The 18,080-nt window shown below is 71.9% G+C and carries 18 protein-coding genes; 10 read left to right on the top strand and 8 right to left on the bottom strand.

The window, feature by feature from the left end; genetic code table 11:
- The first annotated feature begins 128 nt into the window (after positions 1-128).
- Together ACLJPL_RS12735 and ACLJPL_RS12740 are read left to right on the top strand one after the other, a co-directional pair.
- Entirely contained in the window at positions 129-1,325 is a 1,197-nt protein-coding gene (locus ACLJPL_RS12735; RefSeq protein WP_411080883.1) for an ABC transporter ATP-binding protein, read from the top strand.
- Positions 1,322-2,182 carry an ABC transporter permease subunit gene (locus ACLJPL_RS12740; protein ID WP_411080884.1) on the top strand — a complete coding sequence of 287 codons (861 nt, stop codon included), beginning with the start codon at positions 1,322-1,324 and terminating at the stop codon, positions 2,180-2,182. Before ACLJPL_RS12735 ends, ACLJPL_RS12740 begins: the two co-directional genes overlap by 4 nt.
- 43 nt (positions 2,183-2,225) lie before the next feature.
- Here ACLJPL_RS12740 and ACLJPL_RS12745 read toward each other — a convergent pair whose 3' ends face one another.
- Positions 2,226-2,555 carry an ATP/GTP-binding protein gene (locus ACLJPL_RS12745; RefSeq protein WP_411080885.1) on the bottom strand — a complete coding sequence of 110 codons (330 nt, stop codon included), beginning with the start codon at positions 2,553-2,555 and terminating at the stop codon, positions 2,226-2,228.
- Positions 2,556-2,813: 258 nt separating this feature from the next.
- On the opposite strand from ACLJPL_RS12745, the gene ACLJPL_RS12750 reads away from it, so the two are divergent.
- Complete coding sequence (locus ACLJPL_RS12750; protein ID WP_411080886.1) at positions 2,814-3,845, top strand: LLM class flavin-dependent oxidoreductase; 1,032 nt, start codon at positions 2,814-2,816, stop codon at positions 3,843-3,845.
- 113 nt (positions 3,846-3,958) lie between these two features.
- Here ACLJPL_RS12750 and ACLJPL_RS12755 read toward each other — a convergent pair whose 3' ends face one another.
- Positions 3,959-4,351 (bottom strand): SCO5389 family protein, encoded by a 393-nt coding sequence (locus tag ACLJPL_RS12755; RefSeq protein ID WP_003966234.1) that lies wholly within the window; start codon positions 4,349-4,351, stop codon positions 3,959-3,961.
- Positions 4,352-4,622: 271 nt separating this feature from the next.
- Here ACLJPL_RS12755 and nucS point away from each other — a divergent pair, with 271 nt between their 5' ends.
- Positions 4,623-5,294, top strand: a complete 672-nt coding sequence (gene nucS / locus ACLJPL_RS12760; RefSeq protein ID WP_411080887.1) for an endonuclease NucS — start codon at positions 4,623-4,625, stop codon at positions 5,292-5,294.
- A gap of 119 nt (positions 5,295-5,413) precedes the next feature.
- On the opposite strand, the gene ACLJPL_RS12765 is transcribed toward nucS, so the two are convergent.
- From ACLJPL_RS12765 to ACLJPL_RS12780, 4 genes are all read right to left on the bottom strand, one after another.
- The gene (locus ACLJPL_RS12765) at positions 5,414-7,972 is read right to left on the bottom strand and encodes an ATP-binding protein (RefSeq protein ID WP_411080888.1); all 2,559 of its coding nucleotides are present in this window, start codon (positions 7,970-7,972) and stop codon (positions 5,414-5,416) included.
- Between the two features lie 228 nt (positions 7,973-8,200).
- Positions 8,201-8,524: an STAS domain-containing protein gene (locus tag ACLJPL_RS12770; protein WP_084749372.1), complete on the bottom strand. Its 324-nt coding sequence runs from the start codon at positions 8,522-8,524 to the stop codon at positions 8,201-8,203.
- Between the two features lie 267 nt (positions 8,525-8,791).
- Positions 8,792-9,640, bottom strand: coding sequence for a 3-hydroxyacyl-CoA dehydrogenase family protein (locus ACLJPL_RS12775; RefSeq protein ID WP_411080889.1), 849 nt, complete (start codon positions 9,638-9,640; stop codon positions 8,792-8,794).
- 152 nt (positions 9,641-9,792) lie between these two features.
- On the bottom strand, positions 9,793-10,434 hold the full coding sequence (locus ACLJPL_RS12780) for a TetR/AcrR family transcriptional regulator (protein ID WP_411080890.1): 642 nt from the start codon (positions 10,432-10,434) through the stop codon (positions 9,793-9,795).
- 90 nt (positions 10,435-10,524) lie between these two features.
- On the opposite strand from ACLJPL_RS12780, the gene ACLJPL_RS12785 reads away from it, so the two are divergent.
- Genes ACLJPL_RS12785 through ACLJPL_RS12795 form a run of 3 tightly spaced genes read left to right on the top strand, consistent with a single transcriptional unit; the run spans position 10,525 to position 12,663 of the window.
- Entirely contained in the window at positions 10,525-11,307 is a 783-nt protein-coding gene (locus ACLJPL_RS12785) for an ABC transporter ATP-binding protein (protein WP_411080891.1), read from the top strand.
- Between the two features lie 10 nt (positions 11,308-11,317).
- Positions 11,318-12,067 (top strand): ABC transporter permease, encoded by a 750-nt coding sequence (locus ACLJPL_RS12790; RefSeq protein WP_411080892.1) that lies wholly within the window; start codon positions 11,318-11,320, stop codon positions 12,065-12,067.
- 23 nt (positions 12,068-12,090) lie between these two features.
- Positions 12,091-12,663, top strand: coding sequence for a cob(I)yrinic acid a,c-diamide adenosyltransferase (locus ACLJPL_RS12795; RefSeq protein WP_411080893.1), 573 nt, complete (start codon positions 12,091-12,093; stop codon positions 12,661-12,663).
- 28 nt (positions 12,664-12,691) lie between these two features.
- Here the strand turns inward: ACLJPL_RS12795 and ACLJPL_RS12800 are convergent, their stop codons facing one another.
- Entirely contained in the window at positions 12,692-13,261 is a 570-nt protein-coding gene (locus ACLJPL_RS12800; RefSeq protein ID WP_411080894.1) for a hypothetical protein, read from the bottom strand.
- 151 nt (positions 13,262-13,412) lie between these two features.
- Here ACLJPL_RS12800 and ACLJPL_RS12805 point away from each other — a divergent pair, with 151 nt between their 5' ends.
- From ACLJPL_RS12805 to ACLJPL_RS12815, 3 genes are all read left to right on the top strand, one after another.
- Positions 13,413-14,615 (top strand): sensor histidine kinase, encoded by a 1,203-nt coding sequence (locus ACLJPL_RS12805; RefSeq protein WP_411080895.1) that lies wholly within the window; start codon positions 13,413-13,415, stop codon positions 14,613-14,615.
- A complete protein-coding gene (locus ACLJPL_RS12810; protein WP_411080896.1) occupies positions 14,612-15,262 on the top strand; it encodes a response regulator in 651 nt (216 codons plus the stop codon). Before ACLJPL_RS12805 ends, ACLJPL_RS12810 begins: the two co-directional genes overlap by 4 nt.
- 167 nt (positions 15,263-15,429) lie before the next feature.
- Positions 15,430-17,304, top strand: a complete 1,875-nt coding sequence (locus ACLJPL_RS12815) for a glycosyl hydrolase family 18 protein (RefSeq protein ID WP_411080897.1) — start codon at positions 15,430-15,432, stop codon at positions 17,302-17,304.
- Positions 17,305-17,503: 199 nt separating this feature from the next.
- On the opposite strand, the gene ACLJPL_RS12820 is transcribed toward ACLJPL_RS12815, so the two are convergent.
- Positions 17,504-17,950 carry a DUF2550 domain-containing protein gene (locus ACLJPL_RS12820; RefSeq protein ID WP_031122931.1) on the bottom strand — a complete coding sequence of 149 codons (447 nt, stop codon included), beginning with the start codon at positions 17,948-17,950 and terminating at the stop codon, positions 17,504-17,506.
- Positions 17,951-18,080: the final 130 nt, after the last annotated feature.

Here is an 18,080-nt window from a genome sequence, read left to right on the forward strand (position 1 = left end):
GTTCGCTCGCAGCCTGTGCGGAACTTGGCCGGAACCGTCAATGCCTGGTTATCCTCCTAACTCTTACGGGGGGTGTGCGGCCAGTGGCCCGAGCCCCGAACGACAGAGTGAGTCAATGGGGCTGGAGAATGATCGAGGCAGTCGGCCTGACCAAGCGCTACGGCGCGAAGACGGCCGTGGACGACCTTTCCTTCCAGGTGCGGCCGGGGGCCGTCACCGGTTTCCTCGGTCCCAACGGGTCGGGCAAGTCCACGACCATGCGGATGATCCTCGGCCTGGACCGGCCGACCGCGGGCCGGGTGACGATCGGCGGGCACCCCTACCGGAACCTGCCGAACGCGCCGCGCCAGGTGGGCGCGCTGCTGGACGCCAAGGCCGTGCACGGCGGGCGCACCGCCCGCAACCACCTGCTGTCGCTGGCGCAGCTGGCCGGGATCCCGGCCCGGCGGGTGGACGAGGTGCTGGGGGTCGTCGGGCTCCAGCAGGTCGCGGGGCGGCGCTCCAACGGCTTCTCGCTCGGCATGGGGCAGCGGCTCGGGATCGCCGCGGCGCTGCTCGGCGACCCTGAGGTGCTGCTGTTCGACGAGCCGGTCAACGGCCTGGACCCGGAGGGCATCCACTGGGTCCGCAACCTGATGAAGACGCTGGCGGCCGAGGGGCGCACAGTCTTCGTTTCCAGCCATCTGATGAGCGAGATGGCCCTCACCGCCGATCATCTGATCGTCATCGGTCGCGGCCGGCTGCTCTCGGACATGAGCGTCACCGACTTCATCTCGGCGAACTCCGCCGACTTCGCCCGCGTCCGGGTGCCCGAGAGCGCCCCCGAGCAGCGGGAGAAGCTGACGTCCTCGCTCATCGAGGCGGGCGGCAGCGTCCTGTCCGAGCCGGACGGGGCCCTGCGCGTCACCGGTCTCCCGCTGCCGAGGATCAGCGACCTGGCCCACGGGGCCGACGTACGGCTCTGGGAGCTGTCGCCGCACCGGGCCTCGCTGGAGGAGGCGTACATGCGGATGACGCAGGGCGTCGTGGACTACCGCTCGACGGACGACGCCAAGGCGGGACTCGCAATGGCCCCTCAGGGGGCCTACGGGGGCCCTCAGGGCGGTTACGGGGCCGCGCCCGGCCACCAGGCCGCCCCCGGCCACGACCAGCAGCCCCAGCCGGTTCAGGCCCCTCAGCAGAACTGGTACGCCCCGCCGCCGCCCGGCCAGAACCCGTACGCGGCCCCCGGCCCGGCCGGCGCGCCCGCCGCACCGGCCCCGGCCGCCCCCGAGCCCTCCCCCGCCGCCCCGGCCGGGAAGCAGAACGACGAGGACCCCCGATGACGACGCCGGCCACCCCGCAGGCCCACGAGCAGCCGCGGCCGACTCCCCCGTACAGCCCGCCGGGCACCTTCCGGTCGCCCATCCCGATCCGTCACGCCACGCTCGGCGACGCGATCGCCTCGGAGTGGACGAAGATCCGTTCCGTGCGCTCCACGATGTGGACGCTCGGCGTGATGATCGCCCTGATGGCGGCGATCGGGCTGCTGACCGCGCTGCTGATCTCCACCACCGACTCCGAAGGCGAACTGCGGGGCGAGCCGATCGTGGCGCTCGGCTTCTTCGGGGTGCTGCTGGGCTCGATCTGTGTGATCACCCTCGGCGTGCTGACCATCGGCTCCGAGTACAGCACCGGCATGATCCGTACGACGCTGACGGCCTGCCCGAGCCGGGCGCGGGTGCTGACGGCGAAGGCGATCGTCTTCTTCCTGCTGACCTTCGTCATCACCACGGTGACCGCCACGGTGGTCGCCCTGCTCCAGACGTTGATCCTGAGCGGCGGGGACTCCGGTTCCGAGTGGTTCCGCGGCACCGTGGGGGTCGGGCTCTACGTCTCGACCCTCGGCCTGGTGTCGCTGGCGGTCGGCGCGATCATCCGGCACTCGGCGGGCGCGATCACGGTCATGATCGGCGTGGTGCTGCTGCCGCTGGTCCTCGCGCTGTTCATGTTCTCCGACAGCATGCGCAGCACGCAGCGCTTCCTCCTCGAGTACTCGATCCCCAACCAGCTCGGCGCGCTGTACGGCTCGACGGTCACCGAGTCCGGCCCCTCCGGCTGGGAGCCGCTGCTGCTGATGCTGGGCGTCGCGGCCGTGGCCATGGGCGGGGCCTATCTGGCGCTGGAGCGGCGCGACGTCTGAGCCGGCCGCGTCGCGTCCCCGGACGCCGCGTGCGGGGCCGCGCTCAGTGGCGCGGCGCGTTCCTGGACCGCTGCACCCGTGTGGTGCGGCGGTCCTTCGCGTTCCAGCACGCCTTGTGCCAGTGCCTGCGGTCCTCGATCCCGCCGAACTCGGGCCAGGCGACGAGGTGCGGGACGCCGGAGGGGATCTCCTGGTCGCAGCCGGGGCAGCGGTACCGCTTGCCCTGGGCGCTCGCGCCGCTCACCGGGCGCACCGACCACTCCTCGCCCTGCCAGCTCTCGGCAGCCCCTCCCCCGCCGTACCGTCCGATCGCCGTGCCGGGATGTTCGTCGGGACGGTCGCCGCCTCGGGGGCGGTTGCGGCGCGGGGACACAGGACACCTCACGGGGGCGGTTCGGGCACGGTGGGTCAAGGGCCTATCCGGCCCTGATCCGCCGGACACGCCCCAAGCCTAGAGCCTGCCGCGGGGGGCAGGCGGCGGGTACGGAGCACGACGGGACCCGGTGCGATGGGGCACAGGAGTGAGTTAGCGGAAAATCGCAACAACTTCGCCCCGGACCGTGCCTTTGGCACGTGTCAGACGTTGTTGCCAGTGGGGGAGAACGCGTCGGCCGCGAGGAGGCAACACGCGATGCGCATCGGAACGTTCGTTCTGGCAGCCCAGTTCCCGGGACAGGGAGCGGGCGAGGCACTGCACCGGGCCGTCCGGTCCGCCGAGGCGGCGGAGGAGGCCGGGCTCGACTCGGTCTGGCTGGCCGAGCACCACTTCGTGCCGTACGGGGTGTGCCCGTCCGCCACCACCCTGGCCGCGCTGCTCCTGGGCCGCACGCGCCGGATCCGGGTCGGCACGGCGGTCAGCGTCCTGCCCAGCCACCACCCCGTCGCCCTCGGCGAGCAGGCCGCGCTGCTCCATCTGACCAGCGGCGGCCGGTTCTCGCTCGGGGTGGGCCGGGGCGGGCCCTGGGTGGACCTGGAGGTCTTCGGCGGCGGACTCGAGGCGTACGAGAACGGCTTCCCCGAGGCGCTGGAGCTGCTGCTCGACTGGCTGCGGGAGCCCCGGGTCACCGGGCGCGGCGAGCGGTTCGGCTTCCGCGAGGTGGCGGTGGTGCCGCGCGCGGACGAGTCGCTGGAGGGGCCGACGGAAGGGCCCGAGGTGATCGTCGCGTGTACCTCGCCGAAGAGCGTGCGGCTGGCGGGGCGCCGGGCGTTGCCGATGCTGCTGGGCATGCACTGCGGGGACGAGGACAAGGCGGAGATGGTCGCCCTGTGGCGTACGGCGGCCCGGGAGGCCGGTCATCCGCCGGAGGTGGTCGAGGGGGCCGCACATGTGTCCGCGGGGGTGGCCCAGATCGCGGACGCGCCCGGCGACGCGATGGAGACGCTGGTGAAGACGATGCCCGGGTGGCTGCGCCAGGGTCTGGACGCCCATGTCACGGTCGACGACCGGCGTCGCGTGATGCGGGACCCCGTCGCGTACACGGAACTGCTGTGCGCCCTGCACCCGGTGGGCCCGCCGCAATGGGCCGCCGATCGGCTCGCGGCCACCGCCGAGCGGACCGGCATCACCCGGTTCGCGCTGCTGGTGGAGGGGTCGGGCGACCTCGCGGCGACCGAGGAGAACGTGCGGCGGCTCGGCGCGGACGTACTGCCGCTGCTCGTCTGACCCGCTTCCGCGCATGCGGCGTCGACCTCGCCCGGTGTGTGGTGCGGTGGTGCGGGAGCTGCCGCCCCGGAGCCAGTTGCACCTCCCGCGGCCCGAAGCGGCAGCAGAGGCGTTCAGCAGTCCCGTAGTTCGGGCGACTGGTTGAGCAACTGGCCCCTCACCGAAGTGAACTTGGCCAGTCGGTCGTCGACCGAGGCGTCCAGCGGGAACACCGCGACGCGGTGGCAGTTCTGGAAGGCGATGCGCACGCCGAAGTGCCGCTGGAGCGCACCGCGTATCGCATCGCTCGCGAGCGCGCGCAGCAGCTGACCACGTGCCTGCTCGTCCGGCGGCGGCGTCTGGTTGTCGGCGAACTGGCCGCCGTCGACCTTCAGTTGAGCCACCAGCGAGCTGATCATCTCCCATGCGAAAGGCAGGGAGGTCCGGACGCAGTCGACGAAGTCGGCTTCGTCGACCTCGCCTCGCTCGGCCTGTTCCAACAGCGCCGGTGAGACGTCGAGCGACATGGGTTCTCCTCTCGCGACCCCGGACGGTGACCGGAGTCTTACGGGCAGGGAAGAAGGGCGACGACGCAGCGTGCACGGGCGGCGACCTCCTGCTTCCACGTTAAGGGCGCGGTGAGGGCCGCAACAGGGGATTGGGAACACAACCGGCCACTAACGAAGGGGCGCAAAGAGGGGCAAGCCCGCTCGGCCGCTTCGGGAAGAGGGCACAGTGACGGGTGGGATCGGAGGGGAAATCGCGTCGGGCCCCGGTCGTCGAGTAGCGTTGCCGACCATGCGTCTCGTCATCGCCCGTTGCTCCGTCGACTACGCGGGCCGGCTCACAGCCCACCTGCCCTCCGCCCCCCGTCTGATCCTGGTGAAGGCGGACGGCAGCGTCTCGATCCACGCCGACGACCGGGCGTACAAACCGCTCAACTGGATGTCCCCGCCGTGCACCCTGAAGGAGGGCGCCGAGGGGGAGACGGGCGTCTGGACCGTGGTGAACAAGGCGGGCGAAAAACTGATCATCACGATGGAGGAAATCCTCCACGATTCCTCCTACGAGCTCGGCGTCGACCCGGGGCTCATCAAGGACGGCGTGGAAGCGCACCTTCAGGAGCTGCTCGCCGACCGCATCGAGATCCTCGGCGAGGGGCACACCCTGATCCGCCGTGAGTACCCCACCGCGATCGGCCCGGTGGACATCCTCTGCCGGGACGCGGACGGGCACACGGTGGCCGTGGAGCTGAAGCGGCGCGGCGACATCGACGGGGTGGAGCAGCTGACCCGCTATCTGGAGCTGCTCAACCGCGACCCGCACCTCGCGCCGGTCAGGGGCGTCTTCGCGGCCCAGGAGATCAAGCCGCAGGCCCGGGTGCTGGCGACGGACCGGGGCATCGGCTGTGTGGTGCTCGACTACAACGCGATGCGCGGCATCGAGGACGACAAGCTGCGGCTGTTCTGACCCGCCACCTCTGAACGACCGAAGCCGGGCGCCCCCTTCGCGGGGCGCCCGGCTTCTTCCGTCGCGCCCGGCCGTCCGCTCGCGACGGCCGGCTTCCGTGCGTCAGGCTGTCGCTTCGGTCAGGCCGTCGCTTCGGTCGGGCCGCCGCCGGCCGGTGCGCCGGCACTGGCCGGTGCGCTGGCACTGGCCGGTGCGCCGGCACTGGTCGGTGCGCCGGCGCTGGCCGACTCGGCCGGGCCGCTGGCGGAGGAGGAGTTGTCCGGCGGGACCGGGGGCTCCTCGGTCGGCGGGTCGGTCGGCGGAGTGGTCGGCGTCTCGGTGGGCGGCGTCGGCGGCGGTGTGCTGGGCGGGGACGTCGGCGGCTTGGTCGGCGAGGTCGGCTTCCCGCTCGGGGACGGCCCGTTCGAGGTGGGGCCGGTCGGCGGCGTCGTGCTGGACGGCTCCTGGGTGCCCGGCGAGCTCCCGTCCGGCGACGAGGGGGCCGGGGAGGGCGAGCCGGAGGTGCTGGGCGTCGCGGGTCCCGAAGGCCCGGGGGGCGTCGTGGGCGCCTCGCCGCCGGGCGTCCCGTCGCCCGGTGCGGGGCCGTCGTCGGGTTCGTCGTCGGGCACGGCGTCGTCGGCCGGGTCCTCGGTGGCCGACTGCTCGGTGGTGACGTTGCGCCGGTCCGGCGCGTCGTCGCCGTCCGCGGTGAGGCCGAGGGTCACCACGGTGCCGAGCACCGCGATCAGCAGCGCTCCCGCTCCGGCGGCGGCCAGGTTGCGCCGCGCGCCGCCCAGGACCGCGCGCCCCTTGCCCGGCGCGAGGGCGGGCAGCGAGGAGATCAGGGTGGGGTTCTGCTCGGGGCCCTGCCGGACGAACAGCGGCGGCGCCGGCACCCCGCCCGGCGGCGTACCGGGGAAGTCCTGGTGCACGGCGGGGACGTCGTCGCCCGCCTGGGAGCGGACCGGGGCCGCGAGGCCGCCCGAGCGGTCCGTCACCAGGGCGAGGGCGCGGCGGCCGGCGACGGCTCCCGGCTTGTCGGCGAGCGCGCCGCGCATGGAGATGGAGGTCTCCAGCTCCGTACGGGCTCGCTCAACGTTGCCGTCGCAGAGCGCGAGGATGCCCAACTCATGGTGGAAGTACGCCTCTTCGGCGACCTCCCCGGCGATCCTGGCGGCCTCCTGGCCCGCCCTGAGCGCCTTCTCCCAGGCTCCCCAGCTCAGCCCGGCGGCGAAGGCCGGAGCGGCGCTGCGGGCCAGCAGGACGGCGGCGCTGGCCTGCCCCGCCTCGCCGTCCGGGATCAGCCGGCCCATGACGGCGACGATCGCGTCGGCCTCGGCGACGGCCCGCTGCGGGGTGACGGAGGGGTGGGCGGCCCACCAGGCGTAGTGCTGGGCGGCGGTACGGGCGTGGGCCGCGGCGTCGTCCGCGTAGCCGCCCGCCTCCAGCTGGGCGAGGACGCCCGCCGCGAGCCGGTAGCGGGGGCCGGCCGGGGAGAGCAGCCCGCAGCCCGCGAGTTCGCCGAGGGCGGCGTCCGCGTGGGTGTCGCCCACGAGTGCCGGCAGATGGGCCTGGTGCGGCGTCTCGCCGCCGAGCGCGACGGTGAAGCGCAGGGTCTCGCGGGCGGCCTCGCTGAGCCGGGAGGCGAGCAGCACGGCGGGCGCGGCCCCCTCGCCGAGGCTCGGCAGCGGCACGTCCAGGGTCTCGGGGGTGGGCGCTTCGGGCGTCGGGGGCGCGTCGCCCGGGCGTGGCTCGAAGTAGTCGTACTCGTCGAAGGCTTCGGGGTCGGTGTTCAGCCGGTCGCGCTGCCGCAGCAGCGATCCGGCCTGTACGAAGCGCAGCGGCAGGCCCTCGGACTCGAACCAGAGGTCGCCCGCCCAGTTCCGCTCGTCCTCGGTGAGGGGGCGCTCGACGACCTTGGCCAGCAGGTCCAGCGACGCGGCGCGGCCGAGGCCGGCGAGGAGGACCTCATCCAGTCGGGCGTCGACGCCGGGGGCGGTGAGATCGGGCGCGGCGCCGAGCAGGAAGGCGCACTCGGGGGTGGCCTCCAGCAGTTCGTCGAGGGCGCTCCCGCCGATCTCCAGGTCGTCGATGACGACGACGGCCCCGATGGAGCGGACGAGGGCGAGCAGTTCCTCGGGGCTCGGGCGGTGCAGCGGGGCGCGGAAGACCGCGTCGAAGAGACCGTACAGCAGGTCGGCGGCGCTGCGGCGGTGGCCGCTGAGGCGTACGACGCCGTCCGGGGCCAGGTCCGCGCAGTCGGCGGCGACGGCGTCGAGCAGCGCGGTGCGGCCGGAGCCGGCCTGGCCGGTGAGGCGGACGCTGCGGCCCCGGGCCAGCAGGCCCGCCAGCCGCTCGCGCTCCTCCTGGCGCTCCAGCAGCGGGAGCTGGGGTGCGGGCGGGCCCGCCGGGACGGGGGGTGCTCCGGCGCGCTCGTGTTCGGCGCGCTCGGCGGGGGTGCGGCGGACGGGGGGTTCGGGCTCCGCGCCCGGCGGACACGCCTCGACCTCGCTGCCGTCGACGGGGTTGACCGTGAGGAGGAGGTCTCCGGCCGTGACCTGGACGACGCGGACCTGTTGCGGTGTCTGCTGGCCGAAGTCGGCGCTGCCGGACTCGCGGGAGGGCCGGCGCCGGCCGTCGTCGCCCGGGCTGTCGGGGCCCTGCCCATACTCTTCCGGCCCCTGGTGTGTCGGGTCCATCGCTAAGTCCCCCAGACGCGTCGTGCGCGGTTGCCCCTCCCGGCCTCACACGCGCCGTCGTCGCTTCCGGTCCGGTGTCTGCCCTTGGGTGGGTGTCGTTGTCGGCAGACGGCCGAACCCTAGACCTTCGCACAGTATCCACGCACCGGCGGGGTGGCGTGCCGTCCAGGACGTCACATTCCGGTGAGGATTGCGCGCCTTCTGCGGCCCCTTGCGATCTGTCCGGGCTCAGACGCGCGGCAGCGAGTCGGCGGCGATCCCGCCCTCGATCGCCAGGATGCGGTGCAGCCGGGTGGCCACCAGGAGGCGCTGCATCTGCGGCGGCACGCCGCGCAGCACCAGACGGCGTCCGGCCCGGCCGGCCCGCCGGTGGGCCCCCATGATGACGCCGAGCCCGGTGGCGTCCCAGGAATTCAGCTCGGTCAGGTCCAGCACGAGATCGCCGACTCCGTCGTCGACGGCCGAGTGGAGGACCGTACGGGCGTCCGCCGCGCTTCGGACGTCGAGGCGGCCCCCGACGACCAGCTCGGCGTGGTCGCCCCTGATATGCATATGCGCTCCCCTGCTGTTGCTCCGTAGCGAGGTCCGTCGGTCTGTACTTCTTCTGTTTCTGCTTCTTCTGCTTCTTCTGCTTCTTCTACAACTGACTGCCGCAGCGACGGGGAAGTTGCCGTCTGTAAGCGAACCGATACCGAATTCACTCGGTGGAGTGACAGCGGATCACGGGAAGCCGGTCGTCGCCGGGTAGGATGCCCGGCTCCCCCGGTCTCCCCCGGCCCTGACGGACGGCAGTTCAGCGGGCCGGGGGCCGGGAAACGGTCAGTAGGTGTAGAAGCCCTGCCCGCTCTTGCGGCCGATGTCACCTGCGTCGACCATCCGGCGCATCAGCTCCGGGGCGGCGAACTTCTCGTCCTGGGACTCGGTGTAGATGTTGCCGGTGGCGTGGAGCAGGATGTCGACGCCGGTCAGGTCGGCCGTGGCGAGCGGGCCCATGGCGTGGCCGAAGCCCAGCTTGCAGGCGGTGTCGATGTCCTCGGCCGTGGCGACGCCCGACTCGTACAGCTTCGCGGCCTCGACGACGAGGGCGGAGATGAGCCGGGTGGTGACGAAGCCCGCCACGTCGCGATTGACGACGATGCAGGTCTTGCCGACCGACTCGGCGAACTCCCGTGCGGTGGCGAGGGTTTCGTCGCTGGTCTTGTAGCCGCGCACCAGCTCGCAGAGCTGCATCATCGGGACCGGCGAGAAGAAGTGGACGCCGACGACGCGCTCCGGACGCTCCGTCACGGCCGCGATCTTGGTGATCGGGATGGCGGAGGTGTTGGAGGCGAGCACGGTGTTCTCGCCGACGACCTTGTCCAGGGCGCGGAAGATCTCGTGCTTGACCTCGAGCTTCTCGAAGACCGCCTCCACGACGACGTCCACGTCCGCGACGGCGTCGAGGTCGGTGGTCGTGGTGATGCGGGCGAGCGCGGCCTCGGCGTCGGACGCCTCCAGCTTGCCCTTGGAGACGAACCGGTCGTATGAAGCCTTGATGCCGTCGAGGCCCCGGGCGAGCGCCGCGTCGGTGACATCCCGCAGCACGACGCCCCAGCCCGCCTGGGCGGAGACCTGCGCGATCCCGGATCCCATGAGTCCGGCCCCGATGACGGCGAGCTTCCTGGCCACGTTCGCACCCCTTGTTCTCTGTCCGCCTTCTGCGGCGTCTGTTCACGGCGGTTCACATTGCTCTCCGGCGGAGATTAGTACCCGCCGGGGGCGCTGGGGCGGTGAAGAGATACGCGTCACGTCTCGAATGACGGACATCACACCGGGACGCGTCATGCGGCTCCGCGCCGCGCGTAGTTGACGACCTGGTCGCCGAGCAGGTCCTCGATCTCGTCGAGGACGACGAGGGCGTCGCGGGCGACGTCGACGGCCTTGCGGCGCTTCACCATCTCCTGGCCGATGTAGCCGACGAGGGTGTGCTCGATCCAGGCGATCTGGCCGCCGACGAGGAGGGGCAGCGGGTCGTCCTCGGCCGCGCCGGTCTCCTCGCGCAGGGTCTGCACGACCGCCTGGAGCACTTCCTGCTGGAGGTACCAGAGGCGGGCCTTGAGGGTGGGGGCCTCCTCGATGACCCGCATGAAGTCGGCGTAGCCGTCCATCAGCCCGAACTCCGGGGAGACGGCGACGACGGCGGCGCGCACCTCGCGCAGGACCGCCTCCGCGGCGGACTCCCCCTTGTCGCGGGCGCGGATGTAGCGGGCGACGCGCTGGGTGACGCCCTTCATCCGGTCGAGGAAGAGGTCCTCCTTGGCCGGGAAGTAGTTGTAGACGGTGTTCACGGAGACGTCGGCGAGCTCGGCGATCTCGGCGACGGTCACCGTGCCGAATCCGTGCTTGAGGAACAGTCCGGTCGCCAGGTCCGAGATGTGCTGCCTGGCCTGGCGCTTCTTGCGTTCCCTGAGTCCCTCAGCCATGCCCTCATCGTAGAGCGCGTGCGGTGATCATGAGGTCACAGCATTTTTGGGGTCATTGCAATTTTGGAGTGACTCTGTTTTCGTACTCCCATGACCGTCATCAGCACGGCCGGGCTCGCCCGGACCTTCGCGACCCCGAACGGCCCGGTGGAAGCCGTCCGTTCCGTCGACCTGACCATCCGCGCCGGAGAGATCGTCGGCCTCCTCGGCCCCAACGGCGCGGGCAAGACCACCACCCTGCGCATGCTGACCACCCTGCTCACCCCGACCGGCGGCGCGGCCACCGTGGCCGGACACGATCTGCTGGCCGACCCCGCCGGGGTCCGCGCGGCCTGCGGGTATGTCGCCCAGTCCGGCGGCGTCGACCCGTATCTGACGGTCCGCGAGGAGCTCGTCACCCAGGGCCGCCTCTACCGGCTGGGCCGCGCCGAGGCCGCCGGGCGCGCGAAGGAGCTGGCCGCCGCGCTCGGGCTCGGCGGACTGCTCGACCGGAAGGCGGTGAGCCTGTCCGGGGGTCAACGGCGGCGGCTCGACATCGCGATGGGCCTCACCCACCGCCCGGCCGTCCTCTTCCTGGACGAGCCCACGACCGGGCTCGACCCCGGCAGCCGGGCCGACCTGTGGGACCTGGTGCGGGGCCTGCGCGACGAGGACGGCACCACCGTCGTCCTGACCACGCACTACCTGGACGAGGCCGACGCGCTGGCGGACCGGCTGATCCTCATCGACGGCGGCGAGGTGGTCGCGGAGGGGACCCCGGCGGAGCTCAAGAGCCGGTACGCCGGCTCCCCCGACGCCACCCTCCAGGATGCGTTCCTCGCCGTCACCGGCCGCCCCGTCGCCCCCGCCGACACCGCCCCCGTAGCCGTTTAGGACCCCTCCCGTGCTCTTCCACGACACCGCGATCGTCTTCGGGCGGTACGCCCGGCAGACCCTGCGCTCCCGTTTCCAGGTCCTCTTCGGCCTGCTGATGCCCCTGCTCTATCTCGTCTTCTTCGGCCCGCTGCTCAAGGACCTGCCGCTCGGCCCGTCCGCCGACTCCTGGCAGATCCTGGTGCCCGGACTGCTCCTCCAACTCAGCCTCTTCGGCGCGTCCTTCGCCGGTTTCGCGATCATCATCGAGAAGTCGACGGGCGTGGTGGAACGGATGCGGGTCACCCCGGTCAGCCGGCTGGCCCTGCTGCTGGGCCGTGTCCTGCGCGACGCCCTGCTGTTCACGTTCCAGGCCGTCCTGCTGGTGCTCGCCGCGCTGCTCATGGGCTTGCGCGCACCGCTGGCCGGCATCCTCATCGGCTTCGCGTTCACCGCCCTGCTGTCGCTCTCGCTGGCCTCGCTCTCGTACGCCCTGGCCATGCGGGTCGCCACCCCGCAGGAGTTCGGCCCGGTGATCAACGCGGTGACGATGCCCGCCATGCTGCTCTCCGGCCTGATGCTCCCCATCACCCTGGGCCCCGGCTGGCTGGACGTGGCCTCCCACCTCACCCCGTTCCGCTATCTGGTGGACGCGGTACGGGACGCGTACACCGGCTCGTACGCCACCGCGCACATGCTGTACGGAGTCCTGGTGGCCGTGGGCTTCGCCCTGCTGGCCGTGACGGTGGGCACACGGGTCTTCCGGCGGGCCGGAGCGTGAACCGGGGGGCCTACGCTGGCCCCATGGTCAATCTGACGCGCATCTACACCCGGACCGGCGACCAGGGCACCACCGCCCTCGGCGACATGAGCCGCACCGCCAAGACCGATCTGCGGATCGCGGCGTACGCGGACGCCAACGAGGCCAACGCCGTGATCGGGACCGCCATCGCGCTCGGGCAGCTGCCCGAGGACGTGGTGAAGGTCCTCGTACGCGTGCAGAACGACCTCTTCGACGTCGGGGCCGATCTGTCCACCCCCGTGGTGGAGGACCCGAAGTACCCGCCGCTGCGGGTCGAGCAGTCCTACGTCGACAAGCTGGAGGCGGACTGCGACCGCTTCCTGGAGGAGCTGGAGAAGCTGCGCAGCTTCATCCTCCCCGGGGGTACGCCGGGGGCCGCCCTGCTCCACCAGGCGTGCACGGTGGTCCGGCGCGCCGAGCGGTCCACCTGGGCGGCGTTGGAGGTGCACGGCGAGGTGATGAACACCCTGACCGCCACCTACCTCAACCGCCTCTCCGACCTCCTGTTCATCCTGGCGCGGAGCGCGAACAAGGAGGTCGGAGACGTGCTGTGGGTGCCGGGCGGCGAGCGCTGAGGTCGGCCCGGCGGGAGCCGGACACGCCCTAGCGGTCGGCCGGTTCCCGGTCCGTCACGGCGCCCTTAGGGGCCTGCTTCGGGAACACCGTGTAGCTCCCGGCGATGATCAGGTTGATGCCGATCACCAGGCCCATCGTCTGCTGCCAGCCCTGGAGCGAGGTGATCTCCCCGCCCGGGCCGACGTACCAGATCGCCGCCTGGAGCAGGCCGAGGGCGACCACCGCGGCGATGATCCAGCGGGCGGCCGTGCGCCACTCGTGGAGGGCGCGGGCCGTGCCGTACTTCGGCGGCCGCACCGGCGGCGGGCCGCCGAACCAGCGGTGGGCGACCCGGGCGTCCACCCACTTGATGGTGTGGTGGCCGAGGCCCACGGTGAAGCCGATGTAGACGGCGGCCAGGCCGTGCTTCCAGTCCGGCTCGGCCCCGTTCCTCAGATCGATCACGGTCACCGCCAGCAGCACCACCTCCAGCAGCGGCTCACACAGCAGCACGGCCGCGCCGAGCTTCGGTTTCCTCGCGACGTAACGCAGTGCGAGCCCCGCGGCCAGCAGCACCCAGAAGGCGACCTCGCAGAGCACGACGAGTATGGCGATCACCGTTGTTCTCCTCCCGTTCTCCTTCAGCCTCCCGTCCGCGGCGCGGTCAGTCGTCGTCGGCAGTGACGAAACGGGACTGCATCCTTCGATGTAGTCGCGCATCGGCCTGCGAAGGGAGGCCCCGCGTCGGCACTGCGTGTTGGATGGAGAGGTGTTCACCGCGATCCGCCTCCCCCACCGCCATGACGTGATCTTCGCGGCCGTGGGGCTGCTCGGCGGCCTCCTCCTGTGGCTGCTCGGCCTGCACACCCAGCGCGGCCACCCCTTCTCCGCGCCCTGGGCCACCCTCGTACCGCTGACCGTGACGGCCTCGATGCTGCTGCTGCGCCGCAGCGCGCCGCGGACCGCGCTGCTCGTCGGCACGCTCGCGCTGGTGACGGACCAGTTCACCCGGGGCAATCTGGCGACGGTCGTGATGTTCACGGACCTCGTGTACGCCGCCGTGCTGTACGGGAGTCCGGCCGCCGCCCGCCGGATCCCGGTGGCCTCCGTGCTGATCACCGTCGCGGTCACGGTCGGCTTCCTGGCGTGGTTCCGCCGGCCGGAGGCGCTGCTGATCGGAGTCGTGGCGGGGCTGATCTCCATCGCCCCCGCGATCACCGGCGTCAGCGTGCGCAACCACCGCACCGCCGCCGAGGCCGCCCGGCTGGCCGCCGAACAGACCGCGCGGCTCGCCGAGATGGACCGGGTCCAGGCGGTGATCGCGGAACGGACCCGGATGGCGCGGGAGTTGCACGACATGGTGGCCAACCACCTCTCCGCCGTGGCGATCCACTCCACCGCCGCCCTGTCCATCGACGACCCGGAGACCTCCCGCAACGCCCTCAAGGTGATCCGGGAGAACAGCGTCGAGGGCCTGGCCGAGATGCGCCGGCTGATCGGGCTGCTGCGCCGGCGCGGCGAGGACGAGGCCCCGGCCGCCGCACCGACGCTCGCGTCCCTGGACGCCCTGATCGAGCAGGCGAACGGCAACGGCGCGTCCAGCGGGCTGACCTGCGTGCTGGAGGACTCCCGGGCGGCGGACCCGCGCGCGCTGCCGACGCCGGTCGAGCTGGCCGCGTACCGGATCGTGCAGGAATCCCTGACCAACGCCCTCAAGCACGCCGCGCCGGGCCCGGTGACGGTGCGGCTCGGCCGGATCGGGGAGCTGCTGACGGTCGAGGTGACCAGCGCCTTCGGGAGCCGTCCGGGGCCCACCGCGCCGGGCTCGGGCGCCGGGCTGGTGGGGATGCGGGAGCGGGTGGCGCTGCTCGGCGGGACGTTCGGCGCGGGGGCCGAGACGGACGGCGGGGGAACCAGGATCTGGCGGGTGCGGGCCGAACTGCCCGTGGAGGAAGAGGCGGTACGGGAATGACGATCCGGGTGCTCATCGCGGAGGACCAGGCGGCCGTGCGCGCGGGGCTGGTGCTGATCCTGTCCAGCGCGCCGGACATCGAGGTGGTCGGGGAGGCCGGGGACGGCGAGGCGGCGGTGCGCCTGGCGCGTGGACTCCGGCCGGATCTGGTCCTGATGGATGTGCAGATGCCCCGGCTGGACGGGGTGTCGGCGACGCGTCAGGTGGTGGCCGAGGAGCTGGCGGACGTCCTGATCCTCACCACGTTCGACCTGGACGAGTACGTGTTCGGGGCGCTGCGGGCCGGAGCCTCGGGCTTCCTGCTGAAGAACGCCGACGCCCGCGAACTGCTGGATGCGGTACGGACGGTGGCGCGCGGCGAGGGGTTGATCGCCCCGGCCGTGACGCGCCGGCTGATCGCGGAGTTCGCCGGAGCCGCTCCCGTACGCGCCGGGGCGACGGCCGACCCCTCGGTGCTGGACGCGCTCACCCGGCGCGAGCGGGAGGTGCTGGGGTGTCTGGGCGAGGGGTTGTCGAACGCGGAGATCGCGCTGCGGCTGGCGATGGCCGAGGCGACGGTGAAGACGCACGTCAGCAGAGTGCTGGCCAAGCTGGAGCTGCGGAGCCGGGTTCAGGCGGCGGTGCTCGCACGGGAGTTGGGCGTCTGATCACGGCCTCCGATCTTTGGTCCAGACCTCTTGACGATTGGTCCAGACCTTCCTAATGTCACCGAACACACACTGCGGTGAGTACGAGAGCACGCGTACTCAGGGCGGCGCAGGGTTTGCAGTCCACGAATCACCCCCGTTTGCTGGACCTCACCCGAGGAGCACCGTTGAGCACCGATTCCCCCCGACGCCGTTCCCGATTCAGATGGATCCCCACCCGGAGCGGCAGATCCAAGGTCGTCGCGGGCCTCACCGCACTCGTCGTCCCGCTGGCCGCGATGGTGGGTCTGGCCTCCCCCGCGTCGGCCGCCGCGTCGGCCACCGCCACGTACACCAAGAAGTCCGACTGGGGCAGCGGCTTCGAGGGCCAGTGGACGGTGAAGAACACCGGCACCACGTCGCTCTCCTCCTGGACCATCGAGTGGGACTTCCCCACCGGGACCCGGGTCAACTCCGCCTGGGACGCGACCGTCACCAGCTCCGGCAACCGCTGGACCGCCAAGAACCTCGGCTGGAACGGGACCATAGCCCCCGGCGCCAGCCTCAGCTTCGGCTTCAACGGCTCCGGCCCGGGCTCCCCCTCCGGCTGCAAGCTGAACGGCGCCTCCTGTGACGGCTCCACCGTCCCCGGCGACAACCCGCCCTCGGCCCCCGGCACCCCCACCACCAGCGACGTCGCCAACACCTCGGTGAAGCTCAGCTGGAGCGCGGCCACCGACGACAAGGGCGTCAAGAACTACGACGTCCTGCGCAACGGCGCCAAGGTCGCCACGGTCACCGGCACCACGTACACCGACACCGGCCTGACCGCCGGCACGGACTACGCGTACGCCGTCCAGGCCCGCGACACCATCGACCAGCTCGGCCCGGTCTCCGGCTCGGTCTCGGTCCGCACCACCGGCGGTGGCGGCGGCGAGCAGCCCGGCGGCGACAAGATCAACCTGGGCTACTTCACCAACTGGGGCGTCTACGGGCGCAACTACCACGTCAAGAACCTGGTGACGTCCGGCTCCGCCGCGAAGATCACGCACATCAACTACGCCTTCGGCAACGTGCAGAACGGCAAGTGCACCATCGGCGACTCCTACGCCGACTACGACAAGGCGTACACCGCCGACCAGTCCGTCGACGGCGTCGCCGACACCTGGGACCAGCCGCTGCGCGGCAACTTCAACCAGCTGCGCAAGCTGAAGGCCAAGTACCCGCACATCAAGATCCTCTGGTCCTTCGGCGGCTGGACCTGGTCCGGTGGCTTCCCCCAGGCCGCCCAGAACCCCGCCGCCTTCGCCCAGTCCTGCTACGACCTGGTCGAGGACCCCCGCTGGGCCGATGTCTTCGACGGCATCGACCTCGACTGGGAGTACCCCAACGCCTGTGGTCTGACCTGTGACACCAGCGGTCCGGGCGCACTGAAGAAGATCGCCGACGCCACCCGGGCGAAGTTCGGCGCGAACAACCTGGTCACCGCCGCCATCACCGCGGACGGCTCGGAGGGCGGCAAGATCGACGCCGCCGACTACGCGGGCGCCGCCCAGTCCTTCGACTGGTACAACGTGATGACGTACGACTTCTTCGGCTCGTGGGCGACCAAGGGCCCGACGGCCCCGCACTCCCCGCTGACCTCGTACCCCGGCATCCCGCAGCAGGGCTTCAACTCCGCCGACGCCATCGCCAAGCTGAAGGCGAAGGGCGTCCCGGCCAAGAAGCTGCTCCTGGGCATCGGCTTCTACGGCCGCGGCTGGACCGGCGTCACCCAGTCCGCCCCCGGCGGCACGGCGACCGGCGCGGCCCCGGGCACGTACGAGGCGGGCAACGAGGACTACAAGGTCCTCAAGAACATCTGCCCCGCCACCGGCACCATCGCCGGCACGGCCTACGCCCACTGCGGCACCAACTGGTGGAGCTACGACACCCCGGCCACCATCGGCACGAAGATGACCTGGGCGAAGAACCAGGGCCTGGGAGGCGCGTTCTTCTGGGAGTTCAGCGGTGACACCACCAACGGTGAGCTGGTGACCGCGATCAACGGCGGTCTCAAGTAGCGCCACCGGCGGTGATCCCCACGCCGTAACTGAAAGCACCACCCCCGGAAAGCGCCGGGGAGACGGGTCCGCCCCCCGTCTCCCCGGCTTTTCGCTGTGTACGCACGTGCCCCGGGGGGGGCGGTCGTACGTCGGTCACGCCACGTCGACCCTCCCCCAGACTCCGTCCGGGGGGACCCCCTCCCAGCGGGGCTGCTACTTATGCGACATTGACCCGCTGGCCGGGCGGCGCCGCCTCCAGCCAGGCGAGGAAGCCGGTCAGGGCGTCCTCGCTCATCGCCAGCTCCAGGCGGGTCCCCCGGTGGAGACAGCCGAGCACGACGGAGTCGGACAGGAGCGCGAGCTCCTCCTCGCCCTCCGGGAGCCGGCGGGCGATCACCTCGATCGCAGAACGCTCCAGGCCCCGGCGGGGGCGAGGAGCGTAGGAGAAGACACGGAACCAGTCGACGCGGTCGCCGCTGTAGCGGGCGACCCCGTAGACCCAGCCTTTGCCGGAGGGGTCCGGCTCTTCGGAGACGTCCCAGCGGAGGCTGCAGTCGAAGGTGCCTCCGGACCGCTGGATCAGCCGCCGGCGCAGACCGAAGACGAACAACCCCACCAGGACCAGTACGACGACCGATGCGCCCACCCACAACGCGAGGACCATCTCCACCGACCTCCTCGCATCGTCGAGTAACCGAAAACGAACCGAATCGAACTGAATTGCACCTGCATCGCCTCAGCCGCGACACGGCTGGATTTCTCCAGCGCGGGCCGCGGCTGAGTAAAAACATCTG

The sequence above is a fragment of the Streptomyces sp. cmx-18-6 genome (genome assembly GCF_046548915.1).
Taxonomy (GTDB): Bacteria; Actinomycetota; Actinomycetes; order Streptomycetales; family Streptomycetaceae; genus Streptomyces.

Coding starts and splice junctions, on each gene's coding strand:
- ACLJPL_RS12735 (WP_411080883.1), top strand. CDS start 129: ATGATCGAGGCAGTCGGCCTGACCAAGCGCTACGGCGCGAAGACGGCC.
- ACLJPL_RS12750 (WP_411080886.1), top strand. CDS start 2,814: ATGCGCATCGGAACGTTCGTTCTGGCAGCCCAGTTCCCGGGACAGGGA.
- ACLJPL_RS12765 (WP_411080888.1), bottom strand. CDS start 7,972: ATGGACCCGACACACCAGGGGCCGGAAGAGTATGGGCAGGGCCCCGAC.
- ACLJPL_RS12810 (WP_411080896.1), top strand. CDS start 14,612: ATGACGATCCGGGTGCTCATCGCGGAGGACCAGGCGGCCGTGCGCGCG.
- ACLJPL_RS12770 (WP_084749372.1), bottom strand. CDS start 8,524: ATGCATATCAGGGGCGACCACGCCGAGCTGGTCGTCGGGGGCCGCCTC.
- ACLJPL_RS12740 (WP_411080884.1), top strand. CDS start 1,322: ATGACGACGCCGGCCACCCCGCAGGCCCACGAGCAGCCGCGGCCGACT.
- ACLJPL_RS12780 (WP_411080890.1), bottom strand. CDS start 10,434: ATGGCTGAGGGACTCAGGGAACGCAAGAAGCGCCAGGCCAGGCAGCAC.
- ACLJPL_RS12785 (WP_411080891.1), top strand. CDS start 10,525: ATGACCGTCATCAGCACGGCCGGGCTCGCCCGGACCTTCGCGACCCCG.
- ACLJPL_RS12795 (WP_411080893.1), top strand. CDS start 12,091: ATGGTCAATCTGACGCGCATCTACACCCGGACCGGCGACCAGGGCACC.
- ACLJPL_RS12820 (WP_031122931.1), bottom strand. CDS start 17,950: ATGGTCCTCGCGTTGTGGGTGGGCGCATCGGTCGTCGTACTGGTCCTG.
- nucS (WP_411080887.1), top strand. CDS start 4,623: ATGCGTCTCGTCATCGCCCGTTGCTCCGTCGACTACGCGGGCCGGCTC.
- ACLJPL_RS12755 (WP_003966234.1), bottom strand. CDS start 4,351: ATGTCGCTCGACGTCTCACCGGCGCTGTTGGAACAGGCCGAGCGAGGC.